Here is a 20,781-nt window from a genome sequence, read left to right on the forward strand (position 1 = left end):
TTTTATTAATTAGTTATTTTGGAAAAACAAAAACAGCCATGAGCAAAAGGCCTCATGACTGTTATAAATAACAATAATCCTTTTGCCCCAATATGATAAGCACTCCTTTAGAAAATTGGGCAATTCTCTAAAGACAGTATTATACTTATTCAGTATAATCCCAATTCATAACTTTTATGTTAAGAACTTCGGCGAACGCCCCTTTCACATATACCTTCACGGTATATGTTACTATTGACAATTCGCGGCCTCTATATCATATTGTTTATACGCTATTTTGTTTTAACTGCTGTTTAAGCATTGAAGTGAGTATATCAAAATTAATCCATGAAGTCAATATACTTTCTATATGTATAATTTATCAAATCTCCTAACAATTAGATTTTTCTTAAATTTAACTTTTAATTTATAACTTTAAAATTTATCTCAATGCAATTCTCATGGTTCTTCTATTATTATAAGTATATGCATTTAACTTGAGTTAATAAAAAGGCACCTCAAATTTTGAGGTACCACATAAATTTACTAATTTTTAGAATAAAACTCTATAATCTTAGAATACTTTACTTCCACTGGGACTTCTTCACTGCTTGGAAGTCTTATTAATTTTCCTGAGAATGCTTCAACATTCTTCTCCAAATAAGGTGCTGAAATCATGGTGTCTGTGAAATTAGTTACAAACATAGAAGTCTTCTTAGACTTTTCTTTCAATGTAATTATGTCTCCTACACTAACCTTATAGGAAGGAATATCAACTTTTTCACCATTTACTAAAATATGTCCATGGTTCACCATTTGTCTTCCTTGTCTTAAGGTTGATGCAAAACCTAGTCTATAAACTAAGTTATCTAACCTTCTTTCAAGACTTTGAATTAATACATCTTCAGTCTTTGACTTTGATTTAATTGCATCAAAAACTACTTTTTTGAATTGTTTTTCTAGCACACCATAGTATGCCTTTAATTTCTGCTTTTCAAGTAATTGTTCTCCATACTCAGAAAGCTTTTGTTTCTTCACACCCCTATTTAATGCTTTAGGGTGATTAAATACATTAACACCTAGACGTCTTGCTACCTTAAATCTAGGTCCCATATATTTCGCCATATTATTTCCTCCTACTTTTCTAGAGTCAGCAAAATATTTTTGTAACTCTAACTATTTTTGCGGTAATAATTTGGCGCCAGTCAGCCGTAATTAAATTATAACATTTTGATTTTAAAATGCAACTGATAATAATTATCATTAATTATTTATTAACATTTTCTATACTTATTTCTTCATATCTTACAGATAAATGCTATTTCTACTTGTTAAATGTAAAATAAAAGTTTTACCTCCAACTACTATGACTTTTAATTAAGTAAAAGTCATAATTACACTGTTATTTTTTATAAAACCCTAGTCTATAACCATATTATAAAAATTTGAATATCAATTTATATATGCTAAAGTAATTATTCATAGTGACTTAAGTCATAATTCACTATATAATTGATGGAGAGATATAGCTAAAAATAGTTATAAAAACTTTATAACAACAATATGCTTTCTATAAAGGAAACTATATAGATTTTACATATACAAAATAACTAATCTAAAACTAGAATCTCACTTATAAGCAAGGAGCTTAATTTTATGATTAAACTATGGAAACTTAGAATTAACTACAAAATTGTCTTTCTCTTTATTTATCTAATTGTACTTGTAACTTTATACAAATTTAACTTAATCCCCAATGACTTGCAAAGTTTGAAAAAAGTTGTTCTTAGCAACCCTGACTCGATTTTATTAACTTTCATGTTTCTTTCTATTGTAAGAATTTTCATGGGTATCCCTGGTTCAGTATTTTGTGTTTTAGGTGGTTTAATTTTTTCTCCACTTCAAGCTGCACTATACTCTCTAATAGCATATACTACCAGCTTAATTATAGTATTTTTTATTGGAAGATATCTGTTTGCTGATAAATTAAAATCTTGGTTGATGAAAAAAAATCCAAATCTTCACCAACTACTTAGCAATAATGGAACAAAGGTCTTTACTGTAGGGCTTCTTTGTCCTTTAGCCCCTGGTGATTTGCTCTGTATGATGCTTTCCACCTTAGATATTTCATTTTTTAAATATGTGACTATAGTTCTTATTACTCACGTACCTTGGGTACTTATTTATAGCTTTTTGGGCTATAGCTTTCAGATGCCTTTACCTATAATAGTACTCCTTCTTATAGGAACCTTATTAATTACTCTATATAGTATAAAATCTTGGAATAAGGTTAAAGCACAAAAAGGTTATAGTAAAGGACTTTAATATCCTTAACTATAACCTTATTTCTACTTGTCCAAAATTAATTCTTGAAGCTTCTTAGATGCCATTCGAATATCATCTTCTCCAAAGATAGCTGAAATTACGGCAATTCCATCTGCCTTAGCTTTTATAACTTCCTTGCAATTATCTTCCTTTATTCCACCAATAGCAACTACTGGGATCTTTACATTTTCCTTAATTGATTTAAGAGCTTCTAATCCTACTAAGGTAGCGTCTTCCTTTGAGCCTGTTGGATAAATTGCCCCAACCCCTAAATAATCAGCCCCATTATTCTCTGCAAGTAATGCCTGCTCTAAAGTCCTAACAGATACCCCTATTATTTTATCTTTACCTATAATTTTTCTTGCGATTTCTAAAGGCATATCATCTTGTCCAATATGAAGTCCATCAGCTTCACTACTTAGAGCTATATCTATCCTATCGTTTATTATTAATGGAACTCTATATTTATGAGTTATCTCTTTTAATTTTTTAGCTATGTTATGAAAGCTTAGAGTGGATATATTCTTTTCTCTAAGTTGAATTACCGTGGCTCCTCCTTTAATTGCTTCCTCTACACTAGAAAACAAATCCCTCTCCCCTAAAATCCCTCTATCTGTGACTGCATAAAGGGTCACATCGATTTTATTCATAAATAACCTTCCCCCTCACTTTTAAATCCTCTTCGCAGAAATTATATATATTATCAAAAAGTCTTACTTTAAAGGTTCCTATACCTTCCCCTTGTGCCAAAGATTCATATGCCTTTTCTCCCGCAATCCCCATTGTAACAATTCCTGCTACAGCAGCTTGTAAATAATCATTTGTAGTTCCAACATAAGCTCCAATTAAGGATGTGCTCATACATCCAGTTCCTGTAACCATAGATAAAATTTTGTGTCCATTATCAACTAAGCAATGTCTACTTCCATCTGTAATTACATCTCTTGCTCCTGTTATTGCAACCACTGTATTTAACTTATTAGCTAAGTTTTTAGCTATATCAAGTGCATCTTCATCACTAGCTGTGGAATCAACTCCTTTAATCTTTACATCCATCCCAGCTATGATTTTAATTTCTGACATATTCCCTCTTATCACTGCAAACTTAATCTTTTCTAATAGTATTTTTATAGCTTCAGTTCTTAATCCTGTTGCACCAACTCCTACAGGATCAAGAATTACTGGAATATTTAATTCATTAGCCTTGATTCCAGCTTTAATCATAGAACTAATGGTTCTTTCATTTAAAGTTCCAATATTAATAACTAAAGATGAAGCAAAAGAAACCATTTCTTCTACTTCTTTAATATCATCAGCCATGACTGGAGAACCTCCTAGGGCAAGAACAATATTAGCACAGTCATTAACAGTAACATAATTCGTTATATGATGCACTAAGGGACTTTTACCTTTAACTTCTTTTAAGTTCTCAATTATTTTACTTATTAACTCCATTTCAAACTCCCCTTTAAACTTATTTTTAGTATATAAGTACTTTTAAGCTATCAAGTATGCAGCATTTTTAACACTTTAATTCAACTTAAATTTTTCAAGATACTTTTTAAAATCAAGGTGTAAAGACAAAGATTATCATTAAACTGATCCTAAGTCTTAATCCACTTAATTTTTAAAATGTAATTTCTTTGATTTATAATTACTCTCTCAAGGTATAACTAAATTAATCTTCTAGCATACCTGCCTTTTCATATAAAGAATAAAAATGGTTCGTTGGTCCAACACCTTTTCCTAGCTCTATTGAGTGCTTAATAGCTATAGTTATATATTCCTTAGACTTATTTATAGCTGTTTTTATCTCTAATCCTTTTCCTAAATTTGAAGCAATAGAAGAAGAAAGGGTACAGCCAGTACCATGAGTATTTTTAGTATTTACTCTTTCCACTTCATAAAAAGTAAAGTCCTTGCCATCATAAAGTACGTCAACAGCTCTATCTGGTAGATGTCCTCCCTTAATTAGTACGTTTTTAACTCCCATGCTACAAACTTCTTTAGCTGCTTTTTTCATATCTTCAATAGTATTAATCTTATTTCTTATTATAGCTTCTGCTTCAGGAATATTTGGAGTTATTAAATCTGCGAGTGGCACTAATTCTTTTATTAAAGTGGCCTTAGCTTCTGGGTTTAATAGATCATAACCACTTTTCGAAATCATAACTGGATCAACTACCACATTAGGTGGATTATACTGTCTTATTTTCTTCGCTATTGACTTAATAGTTTCTATTTGCGAAACCATTCCTATTTTAACTCCATGAACTTCTATATCCTTAAATATTGCATCAAGTTGTGCTTCAATTATGTCAGAGCTTATATCCTGAACTGCAAAAACTCCCTGGGTATTTTGAGCTGTTATTGCAGTAATTACACTCATGCCGTAAACCCCATGAGCAGAAAAGGTCTTTAAATCCGCTTGAATTCCAGCTCCTCCACAGGAATCTGACCCAGCTATAGTTAGTAAGTTTTTCATAAATATCCTCCTCTTGATTTATAACTCTTGTAAATGTCTATTCCATATAATGCTTTATTTTTAATTTCTACTTTTCTTTTTAATTCATAGGACTCTCTTTATGAGTTTCTGAAACCTTTAACCCAAATATCTTTCTATTTGCAATATAAATCATAGATATTATTATCATTACTGGTACTGTAGCCCCTAAAATGAATTCTATTTTTACAAAGGTATAATAAAGAATTACTCCTAATACCCAATGCAGTATAGATAATAAATCAATATTCGATAGGGTTTTAGACTTTCTTTTTAAAATGAAATAATCAGTTAACACTACTGAAAATAGTGGTGCAAATACTGAACCTATAGCGTATAAAAAGCTTTCATAGGTTTCTATAGGGAAAAACAGTGCTAAGATTAAGCCAATAATAGTCATTATAAGAGCTACATTCTTTTCCTTAAACCTATCAGTAATGCTCATAAAGGATACCCCTGCAGAATAAGCATCTAAAAATGTTGTAGTAACAGTAGATAAGGTTACCACCCCTAAAGCAACAATCCCTAAGTTAACCCCTAATAAAATTGCACCGGGATCTGAGTTTCCAATAGCTATAGAAGCCCCTAATCCAATGGCATACATAAATGAGCTACCTAAGAAATATCCAAAAAAACTTCCAATAGCATCTCTTTTAGCATTAGTACCTTGTCTTGTGTAATCAGCAGCAAGAGGCAACCAGGATAGGGGCATTACTGCCGAAATTTCAACCGCACCACCGAAAGATATTACCCCTTCTACAGTCTTGTTTAGTTCATTTGGATTCTTAAAAGTGATAAAGGCAACAAGTACCATAAGTCCTAAGAGTAAAATTACTGCTGTTGCATTAATATACTTAATTCCCTTATTTCCATACCATATCCAAAGCATTACTAAAAAAGCAATAAATATTGCCCATAATATAATATTGTTAAACTTCCATAGTTCTACCGAAATTGCATTTAAAGATACTGCCGCAGATTTAATCATAACTGCAGTCCAGCCTACTAGTTGAAGTACATTTAAAATTCCAAATAATTTTCGCCCATATACTCCAAAAGAGCTCTCTGTTGAGTTTATAGCTGACATTTTTTCTTTGCTTCCAATAATTCCTCCAAGTACAAAGATAATCGTTCCAAGGAAATGTCCAATTAGTATAGCTAATATTCCTTTTCTAAACCCTAGAGGTGCAATAAGCCCTCCACTAAAAATTTCAGCAATTGAAATTGCAGCACCAAACCATAAAGTGAAAAATGATAAACTACTTAGTTTTAACTCCGGCTCTTTCATAAATAAATCCTCCTTATAAGTAATTGATTATTTATAACCTTTTCAAGAATATTTACCAGGAGAAAAGTTCCATCTTTCTTATAAACTGGGTAGTGCTTTAAAATAAAAAAAGCATAAACCCATAGGTTTATGCTAAAATTACTTTTAAATAATTTACGGTAAGCTAAAAGATAGCTCCACCACGCAACTTCCCTACGCTAGTATTACCTAGATCAGGTTAAAGGGTCAAAGAATTAAGGTTCTTAATCTCAGCCAGCCTATCTGGCCCCCCTAGTTATATTTAGTTTTTCAGCTACATTATACCATAACTTACTTATGTTTGGTACAATCCTTTTACAGATATATAATAATTATTAATAACATATATATTTTTTTAAATAAATCAAATATTATTGAATATATTGATTAATATTGTTAAAGCATATTGAAAATGTAAATATCACCTTATTCTTTGAACGAATAAGGTGATATGAATAACTAAATCTTCTAAAGGCTTTAATACAGCAGTTTATTTCTCTAATTTAAATTCGCTAACCTTATGATTTAATTCAACTGCAATATCATTTAATTGAACTGCAAATTGTGAAACTTCCTGTGCACTAGCTAACATTTCTTCTGAAGATGCAGAAATTTCCTCTGAAGAAGCAGACATTTCCTGAGCTACTGCAGAAACTGAAGAAATTTTTTCTACAACTATATTTTTAGAGTTTAATGTACTCTCAATAGATTCATAGGTGTTTCCAATTAAAGGAGTTATATTGGATACTGCTTCAAGTATATCTTTGAAAGACCCAATTGTCTGCTCTACTGATTGTATTTGGTTACTTAGTAGATCTCCTACTTCGTCTGAAGTACTAATCACTGCTTCAGTTTCTTTTGTAATGGATAAAACAAGCTTCTTAATTTGTTCTGTTGACCCTCTTGATTCCTGAGCAAGCTTTCTAACTTCATCAGCTACTACAGCGAAACCTCTTCCCATTTCTCCAGCTCTTGCTGCTTCTATGGCAGCATTTAAAGCTAACAAATTCGTCTGGTCTGATATACTGTTTATAACTTCAGTAATATTACCAATTTGTGAAATAGTAGCTGCTAAAGCATTTACCTTATCATTAACTGATTTAAATCCTATACTAATATTTGTAAAGGAACCTAAAATTAAATCTATATTTTCTTTTCCTCCATTAGCTTTACATTCAGCGCTACTTACATTATCTTTAACTAAATCCATTTTTTCATGAATTTCATCTATTTCACTACCCAAAACTGCCATTTGATCTAAAACATACATTAAATCATTTGCTTGGTCAGAAGCCCCTTCTGCCACATGTTGAATCGCACAGGTTACTTCATTTGATGCTGTACTAAGCTGATTAGATGCATTAGTAAGATGAGCAGCCATCTCATCAGCTGCATTAGATTTTCCTTGTATACTTGTAATAACTTCTCTTAAATTAATTATCATATCTTTAAAGCTCTTTGCCAGTTCTCCTACTTCATCTTTTCTTTCAGCTTCAATTTCATGATAAAGTTCTCCATTTGCAACTTCCTTAGAAGAATTAACCAATCCCTTAAGAGGCTTAATTACATTATTTGCAATTAAAGTTAACACTATTGATATAATTACGAAGGCTAAAATACTTATTCCACAAACTATAAAAATTGTTGTTTTTATAGTAGCTTCAATATTCTTTAATGAAAAACCTATATCTATTGCTCCAATTAGTTGTCCATCTTTTTTTACTGGAACTAAAACATCATAAACATTTACTTTTTCCTTTTCATAAAAAAATGTAGATGAATAAGGCTTTCCCTCTACCGCTGCAGTTTTGCTTCCTAAATCATCAAGAATTATACCTATTCTATCCGTTTCAGAGTGAGCAACCGCCTTCAAGTTTTTATCTATAAAAAGTGCGTATACTACATTTTCACCTTTTTTTATGTTTGTAACTAAACTTTGGTAGCCAACACTATCATTAAATTTTTGTATTTTATTAGCTAATATGCCAACTTGAATAAATCCACCATTCTTTCCCCTTACATACCCATACTTATAATAATCGTTAGTTTCATTACTCTTTCTAATATTCTCCATTAACTCAGATTTCTCGCCTTTTAGTACACTTTGACTAATATGATCACTTTTAAAAACTTGTCCTAGACTACTTTGAAGATTGGAAAATATAATCTTACCTTTCTCATCGGTAATATTTATTTCGTCAACCTCAAATTCCTTTGCAATATAAGTTAAATACTCATTATTTATGATTGCATTATTTTGGTCTAAAAACTTTCCTATACTTCTAATATCGCCTTCCACGCTAGAGTTGATAATATCTAAAGCATCACTGTTCATTTCTACCTGCATAGCAGCTTGATTTGCAACTATAAATCCATCTTCTTTTAATTGGTTCATAATTCTTTGCCTAGTAATAGAAATAACTCCTCCTGTTATCGCTAGGATAGAGATTAAAATACTTATTAATGGTATAGTAAGTACTTTAAACTTTACAGACTTATTTTGTATAAAGCTCATTGTAGCTTCCCCCTTACAGTTGTATATTGAAATGTTTGCATTAAGTAATTATACTAAATATCGTACGACAAATCTAGACTATATTTTTCATATTATAACACATTTCGCCATTTAATTTCATATATATTAACTTAATTCTTAATAAATTAAAAAGCACTAAAAAACTCTTTCAAGTTTTTTGGTGCTTTATGCTTGCAAATAATATTAATGAAAGTTACTTTAATTTCACCACTACTACTAGAACTTATTATAATGTCTTAAGTGTCTTTAATTTCAATATTATCCAGTAGTGATTTTAAATCTTTTAGAAAAAACAAGTATACTATTTGAGTTTTAGCTCTTATTTCAACAAAAATTTAAAGACTTAAAAATTTATTGGATTAGCTTAAGGCAATAAATTTAGACTAACAAAGCTACTTACCTAAGCTGTCTTTATTCTCTAAAATAACTTTTGAAAATTCTTGAACAATAACAGGATCAAACTGAGTTCCACTACACTTTTTTAGTTCTTCTATCCCTTCTTCATAGGTTTTTCTTTTATTATAAGGTCTATTTGACGTCATAGCATCAAAGCTATCAACTACTGTAAGTATTCTTGCTAAATAAGGAATTTCCTCACCCTTAAGATTATGTGGATAGCCTTTACCATCATATCTTTCATGATGATGCAGTATAAGGGGAGAAAGATATTTCAAAGATTCTACAGGTCTAATTATCTGTACCCCATTAGAAGAATGCTGCTTCAATATATTCCACTCTTCATTATTTAGAGGCATTTTCTTATTTAAAATATCTTCTGAAATGTTAATTTTACCTATATCATGCATATATGCACCATATATAAGTGCCTTTTTATCATCCTCATTTAGATTTAATTTTTCTGCTAATAATCTAGAATAAACCACCACTCTTTCAACATGTCCATAGGTGTATTTATCTTTGGCATTAATAACACTTATTAGAGTTTTTATAGAGGTTACTAAATCAATGTGCTTTTCCTCAATATCCTGTTTTAACTCATCTAATATAGATGTGTATATCTCCACTCTATTTTTATTGAAAAATTTAGCTCTATACAATGCATCATCTGCACTCTTTATTAGTTCGACATCACTTTTAGCTTTATCAGGGAAAACCGATATCCCAACAGAAACTGTAAGTTTTCCATTAGGTAAGTTCTCTTCCCCCTCAAAATATGTAGTTTCTATCTTTTTTCTTATATGTTCACCAATTCGAATTACTTCTGCCTCGTCTGTATTAGGTAATATTATTGAAAATTCTTCTCCACCATATCTTGCTACAACGTCTTTTTCTCTAGCAATCTCTTTTAATAAAGTTCCTATACGCTTTAGAGCTTCATCACCCTTTTGGTGTCCATAAAGATCATTATAATATTTAAAGTAATCTATATCCATTATTATCATCGAAATAGGCTGGTTTTCTTTTTCCGATAATATCATTTTCTCTCTTAAATTTTCATGAAAATACCTATGATTATATAATCCTGTAAGTCCATCTACATTAGCCTGATTTATTAACTGCTCTATATGACTCTTTTCAATCTTAACGTAAAAACCCAAAGGCCAAGCTGTTAGTATAAATACTCCTACTATTATTAAATCATTTTCGAAATACTGATTTACATTGGTACTACTTCCACCTATTAAATCTATAGTTAATATAATACATGATGAAATTATCGCTGTTATTAAACCTTGCTTCATGCCCTCTTGTATAGTTGTAGTTATTATTATAAATAAAAATAAAAATTTATAACTACTAGTGTGTCCTCCTGTTATAAGAATAGCTATACAGAAAATAAAAATAAACGCTCCATTTTCTATCGTCTTTATAATTCTCATGTGCTTATAATTATATTTTTTAGTTGTTGAAAATGCCCAAATCGTATATATTGAAGTCAACAATAACATTATAGTAATAGAAGATATTAATGTGAAATATGTATTAGGCATTGCAAATGTTCTATTTTTTTCACCAAAGAAATATGTAAGTAGCGCAATCGCTGAAAACAAAAGAGACGTTAACTTTACTATAGATATTATTTCATGTATTTTCTTTTGCTTTAGTTCCTCAAGTCTTTTCATTTTTGTCATACCTCATCAACTTTATTAAGCATAACACTTCTTAACTAATATGAAATCGGATTCAATCCGATTTCATATTAGTTTTCTCTTAAACATTCTGGTTCTTCTGGTTGATATAAGTACCAATTACATGCAGAATTTGCTACTAAAGCAGCCATAAGAGTTGTGATTGTAGCTATTAATCCTAAAAACTTCTTATTTAACTTCTTCATTTTTATCCTCCTAAAACTTTAATATATGATTAAAAAGTAGCTCTAACTTAGTTACAAATGTATTACCGTAAGTGGTTATAGTTAATACTTGCCACAGTACTCCTATATATATAGATAAACAGTAGTTTATAACAATACTATTTCTAATGAAATAATACATAACAAGATTTATAATTACTATAACTACATAGGCACTTAAAATTATTATAGAGCCCTTTCTCATCCGTTGTCTTTTATCTTTATTCTTTATAGGTTTAGCTGGACTATCTACTGGAGCAAATTTATAAACTATAAAATAACTCCATGCAAATATTATAGCTCCAGACAGAATCATAAAATTTAATGCAACTTGCTGATTTCCCAGAAATTTCACCAAAATAGCCTGTCCAATACATATTAATGTTCCGAGAAATATACATGAAATAGAAGAACTTGCATGTGCTCCACCTGAATACTTTCTTAATATGCTGACAGTAAATGATATGATTAAGGCCTTAATTAATACATTAAATAAGACACCAAATAAAGCTACTAAAACTATAGATAAAATCATTTGAAACAAGGCAAACATACCATATGCAATTACTTCTTTTTTATTTCTATCAAAATTAAGTTCAATGGCAATTTTTTCAGCAATTTTATTACATAGCTTTTCCATTACATCCCTTCCTTACTTATCATTTATTACTGGTAAATTTATAACTAGTAACTATAACTATTGCAAAAATAAACAAGGAAGGCATTCCATATAGAATCTTAAGTTTTGGAATACTAAGTACATAATTCAAATCTTGCTTGAAAACAAATTGGATAATAATAATATTGATTAGTTCAGAAATACACTGAATCACTACAGTAATTATAGCAATAGTTATAGATTTAACCAAATCTATTTTATTAACATTATGTGCCAATATAATAAATATAAATAGGTTAAGTATGATATGCACCCCATAATGAATAGGAAGAGCTCTAGTTATAAATCCCGCTATTGCAAGAATAATACTAGAAAATATATAATTTTTGTGATTTAGCGAGGTTTTAGAAAATGCATAAGCAGCTAAAATAAATAAAAATGATTCTGGCAATCCTCTAAAAAAAAATTCTATAAACGTTAATTTATCCACGACTTATATCTCCTATCTTTAGGCCTATTAGCATATTTTATAGAACTATATATAACAATTGCAACAAAAAGTCTTATGAAAACATCGCCAATACTGATAACACTATATCCTAAATCAAATATATCTGTTAAATACTTTAGTCTAGTAGTTTCATTTCCTAATATATGTATATCATTAGCTTTCAAAAATGCCTCTTCACTGACATAACCAGTGTAATACGATATATTAGGAAATACTGGCATCTTTCCATTATTTGAACCAATTGCAATATTATTTAAAATGCTTCCGATAAAAATGCAAATTGATCCAACTATAGCCGGAATATATTGTTTATACTTTAATATTAAAAATAGAAACGCAGAAAGATAGAGTGTTTTAAAAACTCCACTGTACTTTATATAACCATAATATCCCTTAAACACAGAAATTTGCATTAACATATATATCAACTCTAATATTATTATCGGGTATACTTCCCAAGACTTAAATAATACATTAATTTTGTAACCTTTAATCTTTGCAAATAACAATGTAAGTAATATAGTTTCCAGCATAAACTTCTTCTCCTATCATATATCGAATCAATCATTACTACTTATTTTTCAACAATAATTAATTAAGTTTCCTTACAAAATTCATTGATAACCTTATAGTTTTAAGGTTATATTTCATCTATTAGTTAAACTATATAGTAAGTTTATATGTCTGTAAATTTACTATATAAGCTTATTTATCGCCTACTCTATTATATCAGTAATATTATTTAATTCCATAGTTTGTCCCTGAAATTTCTCATAAATACTTGATTATTATATATTTCTCCTTTTTCACCTTACACAATAGAACTTACAACTGCTTTTAGCGTTTATACTAAAAAGTATTTTTCTCTTAACAATTATTGATTACAAGTTGGCACATAATTACAACTAAAATATATACATATTATATGAACTCTATAATTCCAGAGGTGTTTTATGGATTTGATAACATTAGAAAAGCGTAGATTGCTTAGATATAGTTTACTCTTTCAACTATATAGAGACTTTTTTACCTATGGTTATGAAGTTTGTGTAAGCATTGATTATGTAGTTCCAGAAGATTGCAGAATTGAGATAATCGCTGCACTTTTTTTCCTTAATTATCAGCGGTGGATTTTCTTTAATATTGAAAAGGATAAAACTGTATCTGCATATATTCTAGGTCGTGGAATAGAAGAAATTGAAGATTACTTAATAGATGCTGGGCAACTGGTTATTTCAACTTTGTTTGATGGACTATTAATACCAGTAAATGAAAATAAAAAAGAAAGTGGTGATGTAACTAATGGCTCTAGTACTTGATCCTTTATATGATAAAAATGCAAACTTTGTTGGATGGCTTGAAGACCGTTCCTATGTTTTTGATAGAAACCTGAAATGGGTTGCCTATATCTTTAATAATTATGTTTGGGCTGTTAAGACTCAGAAATGGATTGGTGAACTACGCGGCACTAATTTACTTGATAGAGATGGTAAAATTGTAGCGTGGAGTACTAGTGGCCCTGTAATTGGAACTCTAAATCCTATGGAAGAGCCTCTTAATGTTGGTTTACCTCTCATGCCAGCACCTCCTTTAATTGAAGGGATACCCCTAAACCCAGGGTTTGCACCTGAGCCAATAGGAGAGTGGTCTACATTATCTTTTAATCAATGGCTTAATCAAAGGTAGGTGCTTATAGAATGCTTCAAATAGAAAGAGATTTGCTTAGGCTGCAATTACTATTTGAGCTTTATGAATTTTTATTTTGTGTCTGCAATTATAGGAATATTCAAAGACAGGAGTATAGAATTCCTAAAGAAAGAAGATGTGAAATAATTGCAGCTCTTTATTATCTTGATGACAGAGGCTTCATTACTGTAAGAAATACAGACCAGGAAGATATACTTATTATTTATATAAGGGCTAGAGGCATTGATGAAGTAGAATTGAAAATAAAAAAAGCAACTACAATAGCTTTAGTTAACAGTTATACTAGAATACTTATTCCTAATTTTGATGATGTTCCTGAGGATGATTTAAATAGAAACTGTTGCAAGTGCACCTCTAAAAATAAAGATAAATCAAAGGATAATGATAAGGATAAAAATAAAAGTGAAAACTAATAAAAAATAAACAGAAGATGGCAAATAGTCAACTTCTGTTTATTAAAATGTTTTATTATTTCTATCAAATAATATTACTTAAATTATATATTGTATTTTTAAACCAAAACTTTACTTTCCTTATTGAACATGAACTGTCCCATTTGGTTCTATATAAATACCATGACCTGTTTCTACATCATCCTTATACTGACCTATGTATTTACCTCCATCAGACCAGGTATATATTCCTTCTCCCTGTTTTAAATCCTCTTTCCAATTTCCAACATAACTTTCTCCATCTGGCCATGTATAAATTCCATATCCATTTTTTAAATCCTTACTCCAAGTACCAATATACTTTTCGCCATTACTCCAGGTAAAGATTCCATCTCCATCCATCATGTCTTCTTTCCATTGTCCTACATACTTACTTCCATCTTCATAAAAATAAGTTCCTTCTCCATGAGCTTTACCATTTAATTTTTCTCCAACGTATTTTCCACCATGAATGTGCTCTGGTGTTTTTACATTAATTTTAATTCCATCTATATTATTTTTCCCAAACTTTTTAATTTCCATTGTTCAGCCACCTTTACTCAAAATAATTGATTTTGATTTTCACTTTCATTATATATTCCCAAATACTTCTTGTCAATCATATGTACTTCTCACATAGAAATTGAATTTTGAATCCTTTTGGTTATTATTTTCACTTTATTAAAAGTTATACAGCATAGGTTTGAATAAGCTTATGATACCTATTATAAGCTATTTTGGGAAAGACTTAAAAGAAATGATGTGTTATTATCCATAGCCTAAGTTCAAACTATAGTCTTATTAATCTGAATAATTAAAAATATAATTACTTTATAGTTATGTCTTCTACTAGTTCATTACAGCTTTTACAATAATACTTAATTTCCACATTAGCTTCACACTTTTCATGTTTTACATTTTTATTGCATCCATCTAAATATTTATTTGACCAAATAATAATGGCATTAAATACATGTCTAAAATCCATTCCTTTTTCAGTAAGAATATATTCATATCTTGGTGGATGTTCACTATACAATTGCGCCTTAATTAGCCCATTTTCTTCCAAAGTCTTTATTCTCTTGGATAGTATATTGGTAGGTATGGGAGCTAAAGCATCCTGCAGGCCTTTATAGGTGTTTTTCCCATTAAATATTCTATGCAAAACTAGTAGAGTCCATTTATCCTCTACAATATTTAGAGTTTGTGCTAAATTACAATTAAAATCATAGTTCCCGCTCATTTTTTTCTCTCCTATACTAATTAACTTTTTACTTATTAAAACTAAAACTATTTACTTCCCATAGCTTCTTTAATAATTGCCTCCATAACTTCTTTATCCATAGCGCCTGGTATAAAGTTTACTATTCTGCCATCTTTTCCTATGATATAAGTTGTTGGAAAAGCATTTATGAAATAATCATTCATTAACTTGCCATCTTCATCGAAAACTACAGGGAATGTATACTCTTTATCTTTTAGAAATGCTTTTATATTATTCACAGATCCTTCTCTGCCAATATTAGGCATTGCAACTCCAAGTATAACTAACTCATTTTCATTACTATTATTTTTCTTATATATTTCCTCTATATTGGGCATTTCTTCACGACAAGGTGGACACCAAGTAGCCCAAAAATTTAGGAATACAATTTTTCCTTTATATTCACTTAAAGTATGAATCTTACCATATTGATCCTTTAAAGTAAAGTCTGGAGCAAGAAGTGGGTCCTTTCCTACCTCTCCATTGTCATTATAGTCCTCATTTTGCACTGATTCTTTATCTTGTTGATTATTAGGTAAGTTATTCTCAACAACAGCTCTTTGATCTTTATTATCTAAATCTTTGCTATTGCTTTCTTCTATCTTTGTAATATCTGTAGTCATGTTATATATATATCCTCTTACTTTATCTGCTCCTCCTAATACCATTATAATACCAGATATTATAAGGATAAGCCCACCAATCTTCTTTAGTTCATTCATATGTAGCTTCACAATATTTAAATACTTAGTCATAGTAGTATAAAAAGCTCCGAGAACAATAAAAGGTACGGTAAACCCTAATGTGTACACAAAAATCATCAAATTGCCTGATAGGGAATTTTCAGAACTTGAGGCCATAATAATTACTGATGCAAGCATTGGCCCCACACAAGGAGTCCATCCAAAACTAAAGGTAAGGCCTAAAATATATGCAGTAATAGGCTTCATATTTTCAGTTTTAATTGCAAATCTTTTCTCGCTTTGTAACATAGGGATATTTAAGTAGCCCATATAGAATAAGCCCATTAGAATTACCAAAACTCCACCAATTCTTATTATATCTTCTTTATTTGATATAAAAACATCACTTAACGCGTTGATTGATGCACCTAGAATAAAGAAAGTAGATGAAATACCCATAATAAATAAAATCGTATTTTTAAATAATTGAGTCCTTATAAAACTTCTCCTCTCTTCTTTTAAAACTACCGTAGTGCTATTAGATAAAATACTAATATAAACTGGTAGCAAAGGAACTATGCAGGGAGATAAGAATGATAATAATCCTTCTATAAAAACTAAAATCAATTTTGATGTTTCCATTTAACAGCCTCCTATACAATTATTAAGTCTAATTATATACTAATTGCTATAATAAATAAAGTAACTTTACATTATAAAGTTACTTTTAATTTTGTATTTTCTTTTCTGCACTATATCTTTGATTTGACAATTTAAAAGTAATAAGAGTAATATTATACTGAGAATTTTACATTACAGCTAATATTATTAATCCAACTCACACAAAAGTTATATATTATTCTTCCCAATAAAATTCTTATATTTATAAATTCTTTTAAGCCGCTTAATTTACTGATAATTCTTTATAAATTGAGAGTGCTAAATACTAATAATCACTCACTATTGTTTAAATTAGAGACTTTAATCTTCTAAACCAAAAAGGACTAACTCATCTTTATGTGTTAGTCCTTAAATGCTTGATCTAAAATTCATTTTTCATCAATTCTTTAACCTTTGTACTCCCTCGTTATCAATATAAAATCCATCCTTATATATTAATTGACCAACAGGCACAAATTCATAACCTTTGCCTTGAAGTTCTGGTATAAGCCTGTTTAAATTATCTGGGGTATATTTTCCATTGTTATGAAATAATACTATAGATCCAGGTTTAACGTGATTTATCACTCTTGAATATTCCCTCTCTAAGCCTAGTTGTTTCCAATCAATACTATCAACATCCCATTGAATTGATTTATACCCTAATGAATTTGCTACCTTTACTCCATTTTGATTATAGTGGCCACTTGGGAATCTAAATAGTTCTGTTTTGACACCTATGGTTTCCTTAATTACCTTTTCTGCCTCCTTAATCTCTTTAATCATTTTCTGCTCATTTATAGTCTTGAAATCTGCATGACTATAACTATGATTACCAATTTCATGACCTCTTTTATAGATTTCCTTCAATTTATCAATATTCTCATTTTCAGGATAAACTATCCATCTTCCCATCACAAAAAAGGTTGCCTTTACATTATATTTGTCAAGAATATCTAGAATTTTGTAAAGATATTCCTCATCTGCCCAGTTTACATCAAAAGTAAAAGATATTTTTTTATTTTCAGTATCCACCCTATATATGGCTTCCTTTTGAATATCATAATCCTTATTTTGTAATTCTGTAAGCTTAAGTATATTGTAGTTTCCGCATTTGCCTTCTATTGCCTTAGCCTCATAGTTAATAAACATTGTAAATATAAGTTGCAATATTATAACTTTGATTGTAATATTTGTTATCTTTTTTGGTATTTTTCTGTAGTTTTTGGTTTCCATCTCCGCATCATCATCTCCTATTCATTCTGAGATAAAGAATGAACTTAGTTTAATGTTTATACTTCTCCATAATTTTTTCAATATGTCTTAGATGATTATCATAGTCTTTAACTACACCTTTAACTTCCTTCATTATGCTATGATCTAATTCCTTATTTTCATCTATAAACTTATTTCCTTGATATATTCCCATCTCCATAGCTTTTATAGCTCTTTCACAAACTTCTAAGTCAGTATTTACTGGCATAAGTTTTACTTTTTCAAAAAACTCTGCCATAGTTCCCATCACTCCTAGTGTATCTACAGCATTGCCACCCATTTTTTCAATTCTATTTGTAATGGCTTCTTCATGAGTTTTAAAAGACTCAATAACATGTACTAGTTCATCTTTAAGTTCTTTATCTTCTGCTTTCTCTAAATAATCCTTAAAAGTTGCACCACCCATATGTATTCCTCTTAAGAATTTATTTGTACTATTTATATCTTTGTTGTTTTCCATTTAATATCACCTCAATTTATTTTTAACCTTAATTTAATCAATTATGCTATATTTTTTAACTGTTTAAATTATAATACTTTCATAACTTTACTAATTATACTAACTAAATTTTCTCTATTAAACTATACAATTTTTGCTCCATTTATTGTGAGTTGAAATTCACTATAAAGGAAGTCTGCAGCCTTTCTACAAAGAATCATACGATTTATAAATATCTCAAAATACTCCATAATTGAGCAAATAGTTGTATCTATTACTAAGTCCAACTGAACAGTACGCTCTTCTCCGTCCACTGTTACAACAGCTTTTTCAACTGCATAATTAACCCTATCATGAATATCAAAAGTTGCAAAATCATTGTTTCTTACTCTTGATCTTCTAACGTCGGCTTTATCACCAAGAATTAATGCTGCTGAAATTGGATTAATTGGATTTCCCGTACCTTCATCATGATTACCAACTGCAGATACTACTAGGGCTATTTCTTGTGGATCCATGCCTAACCTATTTAGAATGTTAAAACTAAGGCAGGCTCCTGTTTGGGCATGTTCATCTCTGTTAACCATATTTCCAATATCATGTATGTAGCCTGCTATTTTGGCTAGTTCTACTTCTCTCCTACTATACCCTAGTTCCTCAAGTATTTTTGATGCTGTATCTGCTACTTTTCCCACATGTCCAAAATCATGCTTTGTATATCCCAAAACTCCTAAATGTTTATCTCCCATCTCTATATAAGTTCTAAACTCTTCATTATTTCTAATATCTTCATAAGTTACTAATGTCATACGTTCACTCCTCTACTGTTTTAAAATTACTGAAATAATCGTCTTTACATTTAATTTCAAACACAGTATTATTTTTTCTAAATATCATTATAAAATTCCTTATTTATAAAAATTATAGTTCAATTTTAATTTTTCAACAAAGGTAAAATAAAAACCTAAAAAGCATTATTGCTTTTTAGGTTTTAGCTTATAAATTATTATTCTAATTAATAAGAATTTAGGTCTAGCTCGGAATTCTATGAGAAAGCAAACTTTCATAACAATTTATTTCTTAAAGAATAACAGATCCTTATATAAATTATAGTTATCTTTAAACTTAACACTAAGTTAAAGTTTGTATTTATATTTATATTTATATAAAAAATGAACAATGATAAAACTATTTGCTTTACCATTGCTCACATCAAAGTTAATACATTTTGTTAATGTTGCTATTATAATTATAACGTTACCCTTATACTATAAACTTATAGATTCTAATTGTTCCCCACACTTTTTCATCAATTTTAGAATATTAACAGTTAAAATTATAGCAGCGATTAATAATGCAATAGCGTAAATAAGATTTATGAACGGAATGAAAATTATTAGAAAAGTTCCAACACCTGCTACTTGTAGCCAAATAAATTGAACCCATCTATCTTCCGCTTCAAATGCAATTTCTCTTACTCCATTATGTGTAGCTAACTCTCTAACCCCTTGTAGAATATCATATACTATTAGAATGCCTATTATCAAAGATGCTATGCCTATGATTAGACTAAATCCTAACATAGTTCCAAAGTTTACACTATTAAAAGATATTTGATTCTCATATATAGCAGGTATAGATAGAATTATCATAGGTATACTTAGAGTTTTAGCTTTTCTAAAGTAATCATTCGTATATGCTAAAGTACTTAGACCAATAAAAAACAGTACATACCCAATTATATCAGGTAGTATGTCAAAATGGCCTATTCTAAAGTCTAGCATTGTAAAGAAAAAACCCCAATATAAGTTACTAAAAGCATTTTTGTACATAGACCGCCTCCATATATTAATATTTCATTATATGGAGGCTTCTGAAAAGTGATTACCATATGTATTAAAAAATTATCATGTTTAGTAGTTTAATTTATTACTTTATTCTATAAATAATGACACCTATAGCATAATTAACTATATTCCACCCCATCTATTAATTAATAGGGAAATTACCATATACATCTAAATTAAAACAAGACCATTTATCCCTATACTATAAAAAAAATAAAACACTAAGTATCAACTTAGTGTTTTTACATATTAAAATAATTGTTCTTTCAAAATTGCACAGTGAAATTTGTCTTAGGTCAAGCCCTCGACTTATTAGTATTAGTCAGCTAAACATGTTACCATGCTTACACCCCTAACCTATCAACCTGATGTTCTTTCAGGA

The 20,781-nt window shown here is 29.6% G+C and carries 22 protein-coding genes, 1 rRNA gene and 2 riboswitches; of the genes, 4 read left to right on the top strand and 19 right to left on the bottom strand.

Annotated features, from left to right (window positions below; translation table 11 throughout):
* Positions 1–90: 90 nt before the first annotated feature.
* Positions 91–262: riboswitch (Lysine riboswitch) on the bottom strand.
* A 263-nt stretch (positions 263–525) separates the two neighbouring features.
* Positions 526–1,104 (bottom strand): 30S ribosomal protein S4, encoded by a 579-nt coding sequence (gene rpsD, locus J2Z44_RS17085; protein ID WP_021284536.1) that lies wholly within the window; start codon positions 1,102–1,104, stop codon positions 526–528.
* Positions 1,105–1,635: 531 nt separating this feature from the next.
* Here rpsD and J2Z44_RS17090 point away from each other — a divergent pair.
* A complete protein-coding gene (locus J2Z44_RS17090; protein WP_021284535.1) occupies positions 1,636–2,304 on the top strand; it encodes a TVP38/TMEM64 family protein in 669 nt (222 codons plus the stop codon).
* 23 nt (positions 2,305–2,327) lie between these two features.
* On the opposite strand, the gene thiE is transcribed toward J2Z44_RS17090, so the two are convergent.
* From thiE to J2Z44_RS17140, 10 genes are all read right to left on the bottom strand, one after another.
* Positions 2,328–2,954 (bottom strand): thiamine phosphate synthase, encoded by a 627-nt coding sequence (thiE, locus tag J2Z44_RS17095; RefSeq protein ID WP_209649865.1) that lies wholly within the window; start codon positions 2,952–2,954, stop codon positions 2,328–2,330.
* Complete coding sequence (gene thiM / locus J2Z44_RS17100) at positions 2,947–3,759, bottom strand: hydroxyethylthiazole kinase (RefSeq protein ID WP_021284533.1); 813 nt, start codon at positions 3,757–3,759, stop codon at positions 2,947–2,949. Before thiM ends, thiE begins: the two co-directional genes overlap by 8 nt.
* Before the next feature lie 223 nt (positions 3,760–3,982).
* Positions 3,983–4,789, bottom strand: a complete 807-nt coding sequence (gene thiD / locus J2Z44_RS17105; protein WP_021284532.1) for a bifunctional hydroxymethylpyrimidine kinase/phosphomethylpyrimidine kinase — start codon at positions 4,787–4,789, stop codon at positions 3,983–3,985.
* A gap of 79 nt (positions 4,790–4,868) precedes the next feature.
* Complete coding sequence (gene cytX / locus J2Z44_RS17110) at positions 4,869–6,095, bottom strand: putative hydroxymethylpyrimidine transporter CytX (RefSeq protein WP_021284531.1); 1,227 nt, start codon at positions 6,093–6,095, stop codon at positions 4,869–4,871.
* 172 nt (positions 6,096–6,267) lie between these two features.
* Positions 6,268–6,377, bottom strand: a riboswitch (TPP riboswitch).
* Positions 6,378–6,603: 226 nt separating this feature from the next.
* Complete coding sequence (locus tag J2Z44_RS17115) at positions 6,604–8,628, bottom strand: methyl-accepting chemotaxis protein (protein WP_209649867.1); 2,025 nt, start codon at positions 8,626–8,628, stop codon at positions 6,604–6,606.
* Positions 8,629–9,041: 413 nt separating this feature from the next.
* Positions 9,042–10,733: a diguanylate cyclase gene (locus J2Z44_RS17120; protein ID WP_209649869.1), complete on the bottom strand. Its 1,692-nt coding sequence runs from the start codon at positions 10,731–10,733 to the stop codon at positions 9,042–9,044.
* A gap of 77 nt (positions 10,734–10,810) precedes the next feature.
* Complete coding sequence (locus J2Z44_RS17125; RefSeq protein ID WP_021282917.1) at positions 10,811–10,945, bottom strand: cyclic lactone autoinducer peptide; 135 nt, start codon at positions 10,943–10,945, stop codon at positions 10,811–10,813.
* Positions 10,946–10,955: 10 nt separating this feature from the next.
* On the bottom strand, positions 10,956–11,603 hold the full coding sequence (locus tag J2Z44_RS17130; protein WP_021282918.1) for an accessory gene regulator ArgB-like protein: 648 nt from the start codon (positions 11,601–11,603) through the stop codon (positions 10,956–10,958).
* Between the two features lie 19 nt (positions 11,604–11,622).
* Entirely contained in the window at positions 11,623–12,072 is a 450-nt protein-coding gene (locus J2Z44_RS17135) for a hypothetical protein (protein WP_021282919.1), read from the bottom strand.
* The gene (locus J2Z44_RS17140) at positions 12,060–12,626 is read right to left on the bottom strand and encodes a DUF5317 family protein (protein WP_021282920.1); all 567 of its coding nucleotides are present in this window, start codon (positions 12,624–12,626) and stop codon (positions 12,060–12,062) included. Before J2Z44_RS17140 ends, J2Z44_RS17135 begins: the two co-directional genes overlap by 13 nt.
* A 420-nt stretch (positions 12,627–13,046) precedes the next feature.
* Between J2Z44_RS17140 and J2Z44_RS17145 the strand changes: the two genes are divergently transcribed.
* From J2Z44_RS17145 to J2Z44_RS17155, 3 genes are read left to right on the top strand one after another with little or no spacing between them, the layout of a single operon-like run.
* Entirely contained in the window at positions 13,047–13,412 is a 366-nt protein-coding gene (locus J2Z44_RS17145; RefSeq protein WP_021282921.1) for a hypothetical protein, read from the top strand.
* Positions 13,396–13,779 (top strand): 4-fold beta flower protein, encoded by a 384-nt coding sequence (locus J2Z44_RS17150; protein ID WP_021282922.1) that lies wholly within the window; start codon positions 13,396–13,398, stop codon positions 13,777–13,779. Before J2Z44_RS17145 ends, J2Z44_RS17150 begins: the two co-directional genes overlap by 17 nt.
* Positions 13,780–13,790: 11 nt before the next feature.
* Positions 13,791–14,213, top strand: coding sequence for a hypothetical protein (locus J2Z44_RS17155; protein WP_021282923.1), 423 nt, complete (start codon positions 13,791–13,793; stop codon positions 14,211–14,213).
* Between the two features lie 120 nt (positions 14,214–14,333).
* Here J2Z44_RS17155 and J2Z44_RS17160 read toward each other — a convergent pair whose 3' ends face one another.
* The 8 genes from J2Z44_RS17160 to J2Z44_RS17195 all read right to left on the bottom strand — a co-directional run.
* Positions 14,334–14,774, bottom strand: coding sequence for an MORN repeat-containing protein (locus J2Z44_RS17160; protein WP_021282924.1), 441 nt, complete (start codon positions 14,772–14,774; stop codon positions 14,334–14,336).
* 283 nt (positions 14,775–15,057) lie between these two features.
* Positions 15,058–15,474 (bottom strand): winged helix-turn-helix transcriptional regulator, encoded by a 417-nt coding sequence (locus J2Z44_RS17165; protein ID WP_021282925.1) that lies wholly within the window; start codon positions 15,472–15,474, stop codon positions 15,058–15,060.
* Between the two features lie 47 nt (positions 15,475–15,521).
* Positions 15,522–16,820 (bottom strand): cytochrome c biogenesis protein/redoxin, encoded by a 1,299-nt coding sequence (locus J2Z44_RS17170; protein WP_021282926.1) that lies wholly within the window; start codon positions 16,818–16,820, stop codon positions 15,522–15,524.
* A gap of 417 nt (positions 16,821–17,237) precedes the next feature.
* Positions 17,238–17,990: a polysaccharide deacetylase family sporulation protein PdaB gene (gene pdaB, locus J2Z44_RS17175; RefSeq protein WP_152513240.1), complete on the bottom strand. Its 753-nt coding sequence runs from the start codon at positions 17,988–17,990 to the stop codon at positions 17,238–17,240.
* Positions 17,991–18,123: 133 nt separating this feature from the next.
* Complete coding sequence (locus J2Z44_RS17180; RefSeq protein ID WP_021282928.1) at positions 18,124–18,573, bottom strand: DUF2383 domain-containing protein; 450 nt, start codon at positions 18,571–18,573, stop codon at positions 18,124–18,126.
* Positions 18,574–18,695: 122 nt separating this feature from the next.
* Positions 18,696–19,361 (bottom strand): HD domain-containing protein, encoded by a 666-nt coding sequence (locus tag J2Z44_RS17185; protein ID WP_021282929.1) that lies wholly within the window; start codon positions 19,359–19,361, stop codon positions 18,696–18,698.
* 459 nt (positions 19,362–19,820) lie between these two features.
* On the bottom strand, positions 19,821–20,384 hold the full coding sequence (locus J2Z44_RS17190) for a hypothetical protein (protein ID WP_021282930.1): 564 nt from the start codon (positions 20,382–20,384) through the stop codon (positions 19,821–19,823).
* Between the two features lie 307 nt (positions 20,385–20,691).
* Positions 20,692–20,781, bottom strand: a 23S ribosomal RNA gene (locus tag J2Z44_RS17195); the annotation flags it as partial.

The organism is Clostridium punense, assembly GCF_017874425.1.
In the GTDB taxonomy this organism is placed as follows: Bacteria; Bacillota; Clostridia; order Clostridiales; family Clostridiaceae; genus Clostridium_J; species Clostridium_J punense.

Excerpts from the sequence above, each read along its gene's own strand:
- J2Z44_RS17155 (WP_021282923.1), top strand. The coding sequence starts at position 13,791 with ATGCTTCAAATAGAAAGAGATTTGCTTAGGCTGCAATTACTATTTGAG.
- thiE (WP_209649865.1), bottom strand. The coding sequence starts at position 2,954 with ATGAATAAAATCGATGTGACCCTTTATGCAGTCACAGATAGAGGGATT.
- J2Z44_RS17190 (WP_021282930.1), bottom strand. The coding sequence starts at position 20,384 with ATGTACAAAAATGCTTTTAGTAACTTATATTGGGGTTTTTTCTTTACA.
- thiM (WP_021284533.1), bottom strand. The coding sequence starts at position 3,759 with ATGGAGTTAATAAGTAAAATAATTGAGAACTTAAAAGAAGTTAAAGGT.
- J2Z44_RS17120 (WP_209649869.1), bottom strand. The coding sequence starts at position 10,733 with ATGAAAAGACTTGAGGAACTAAAGCAAAAGAAAATACATGAAATAATA.
- J2Z44_RS17170 (WP_021282926.1), bottom strand. The coding sequence starts at position 16,820 with ATGGAAACATCAAAATTGATTTTAGTTTTTATAGAAGGATTATTATCA.
- J2Z44_RS17165 (WP_021282925.1), bottom strand. The coding sequence starts at position 15,474 with ATGAGCGGGAACTATGATTTTAATTGTAATTTAGCACAAACTCTAAAT.
- thiD (WP_021284532.1), bottom strand. The coding sequence starts at position 4,789 with ATGAAAAACTTACTAACTATAGCTGGGTCAGATTCCTGTGGAGGAGCT.
- J2Z44_RS17185 (WP_021282929.1), bottom strand. The coding sequence starts at position 19,361 with ATGACATTAGTAACTTATGAAGATATTAGAAATAATGAAGAGTTTAGA.
- pdaB (WP_152513240.1), bottom strand. The coding sequence starts at position 17,990 with ATGTTTATTAACTATGAGGCTAAGGCAATAGAAGGCAAATGCGGAAAC.
- J2Z44_RS17160 (WP_021282924.1), bottom strand. The coding sequence starts at position 14,774 with ATGGAAATTAAAAAGTTTGGGAAAAATAATATAGATGGAATTAAAATT.
- J2Z44_RS17115 (WP_209649867.1), bottom strand. The coding sequence starts at position 8,628 with ATGAGCTTTATACAAAATAAGTCTGTAAAGTTTAAAGTACTTACTATA.
- J2Z44_RS17125 (WP_021282917.1), bottom strand. The coding sequence starts at position 10,945 with ATGAAGAAGTTAAATAAGAAGTTTTTAGGATTAATAGCTACAATCACA.
- J2Z44_RS17130 (WP_021282918.1), bottom strand. The coding sequence starts at position 11,603 with ATGGAAAAGCTATGTAATAAAATTGCTGAAAAAATTGCCATTGAACTT.
- rpsD (WP_021284536.1), bottom strand. The coding sequence starts at position 1,104 with ATGGCGAAATATATGGGACCTAGATTTAAGGTAGCAAGACGTCTAGGT.
- J2Z44_RS17150 (WP_021282922.1), top strand. The coding sequence starts at position 13,396 with ATGGCTCTAGTACTTGATCCTTTATATGATAAAAATGCAAACTTTGTT.
- cytX (WP_021284531.1), bottom strand. The coding sequence starts at position 6,095 with ATGAAAGAGCCGGAGTTAAAACTAAGTAGTTTATCATTTTTCACTTTA.
- J2Z44_RS17180 (WP_021282928.1), bottom strand. The coding sequence starts at position 18,573 with ATGGAAAACAACAAAGATATAAATAGTACAAATAAATTCTTAAGAGGA.
- J2Z44_RS17140 (WP_021282920.1), bottom strand. The coding sequence starts at position 12,626 with ATGCTGGAAACTATATTACTTACATTGTTATTTGCAAAGATTAAAGGT.
- J2Z44_RS17090 (WP_021284535.1), top strand. The coding sequence starts at position 1,636 with ATGATTAAACTATGGAAACTTAGAATTAACTACAAAATTGTCTTTCTC.
- J2Z44_RS17145 (WP_021282921.1), top strand. The coding sequence starts at position 13,047 with ATGGATTTGATAACATTAGAAAAGCGTAGATTGCTTAGATATAGTTTA.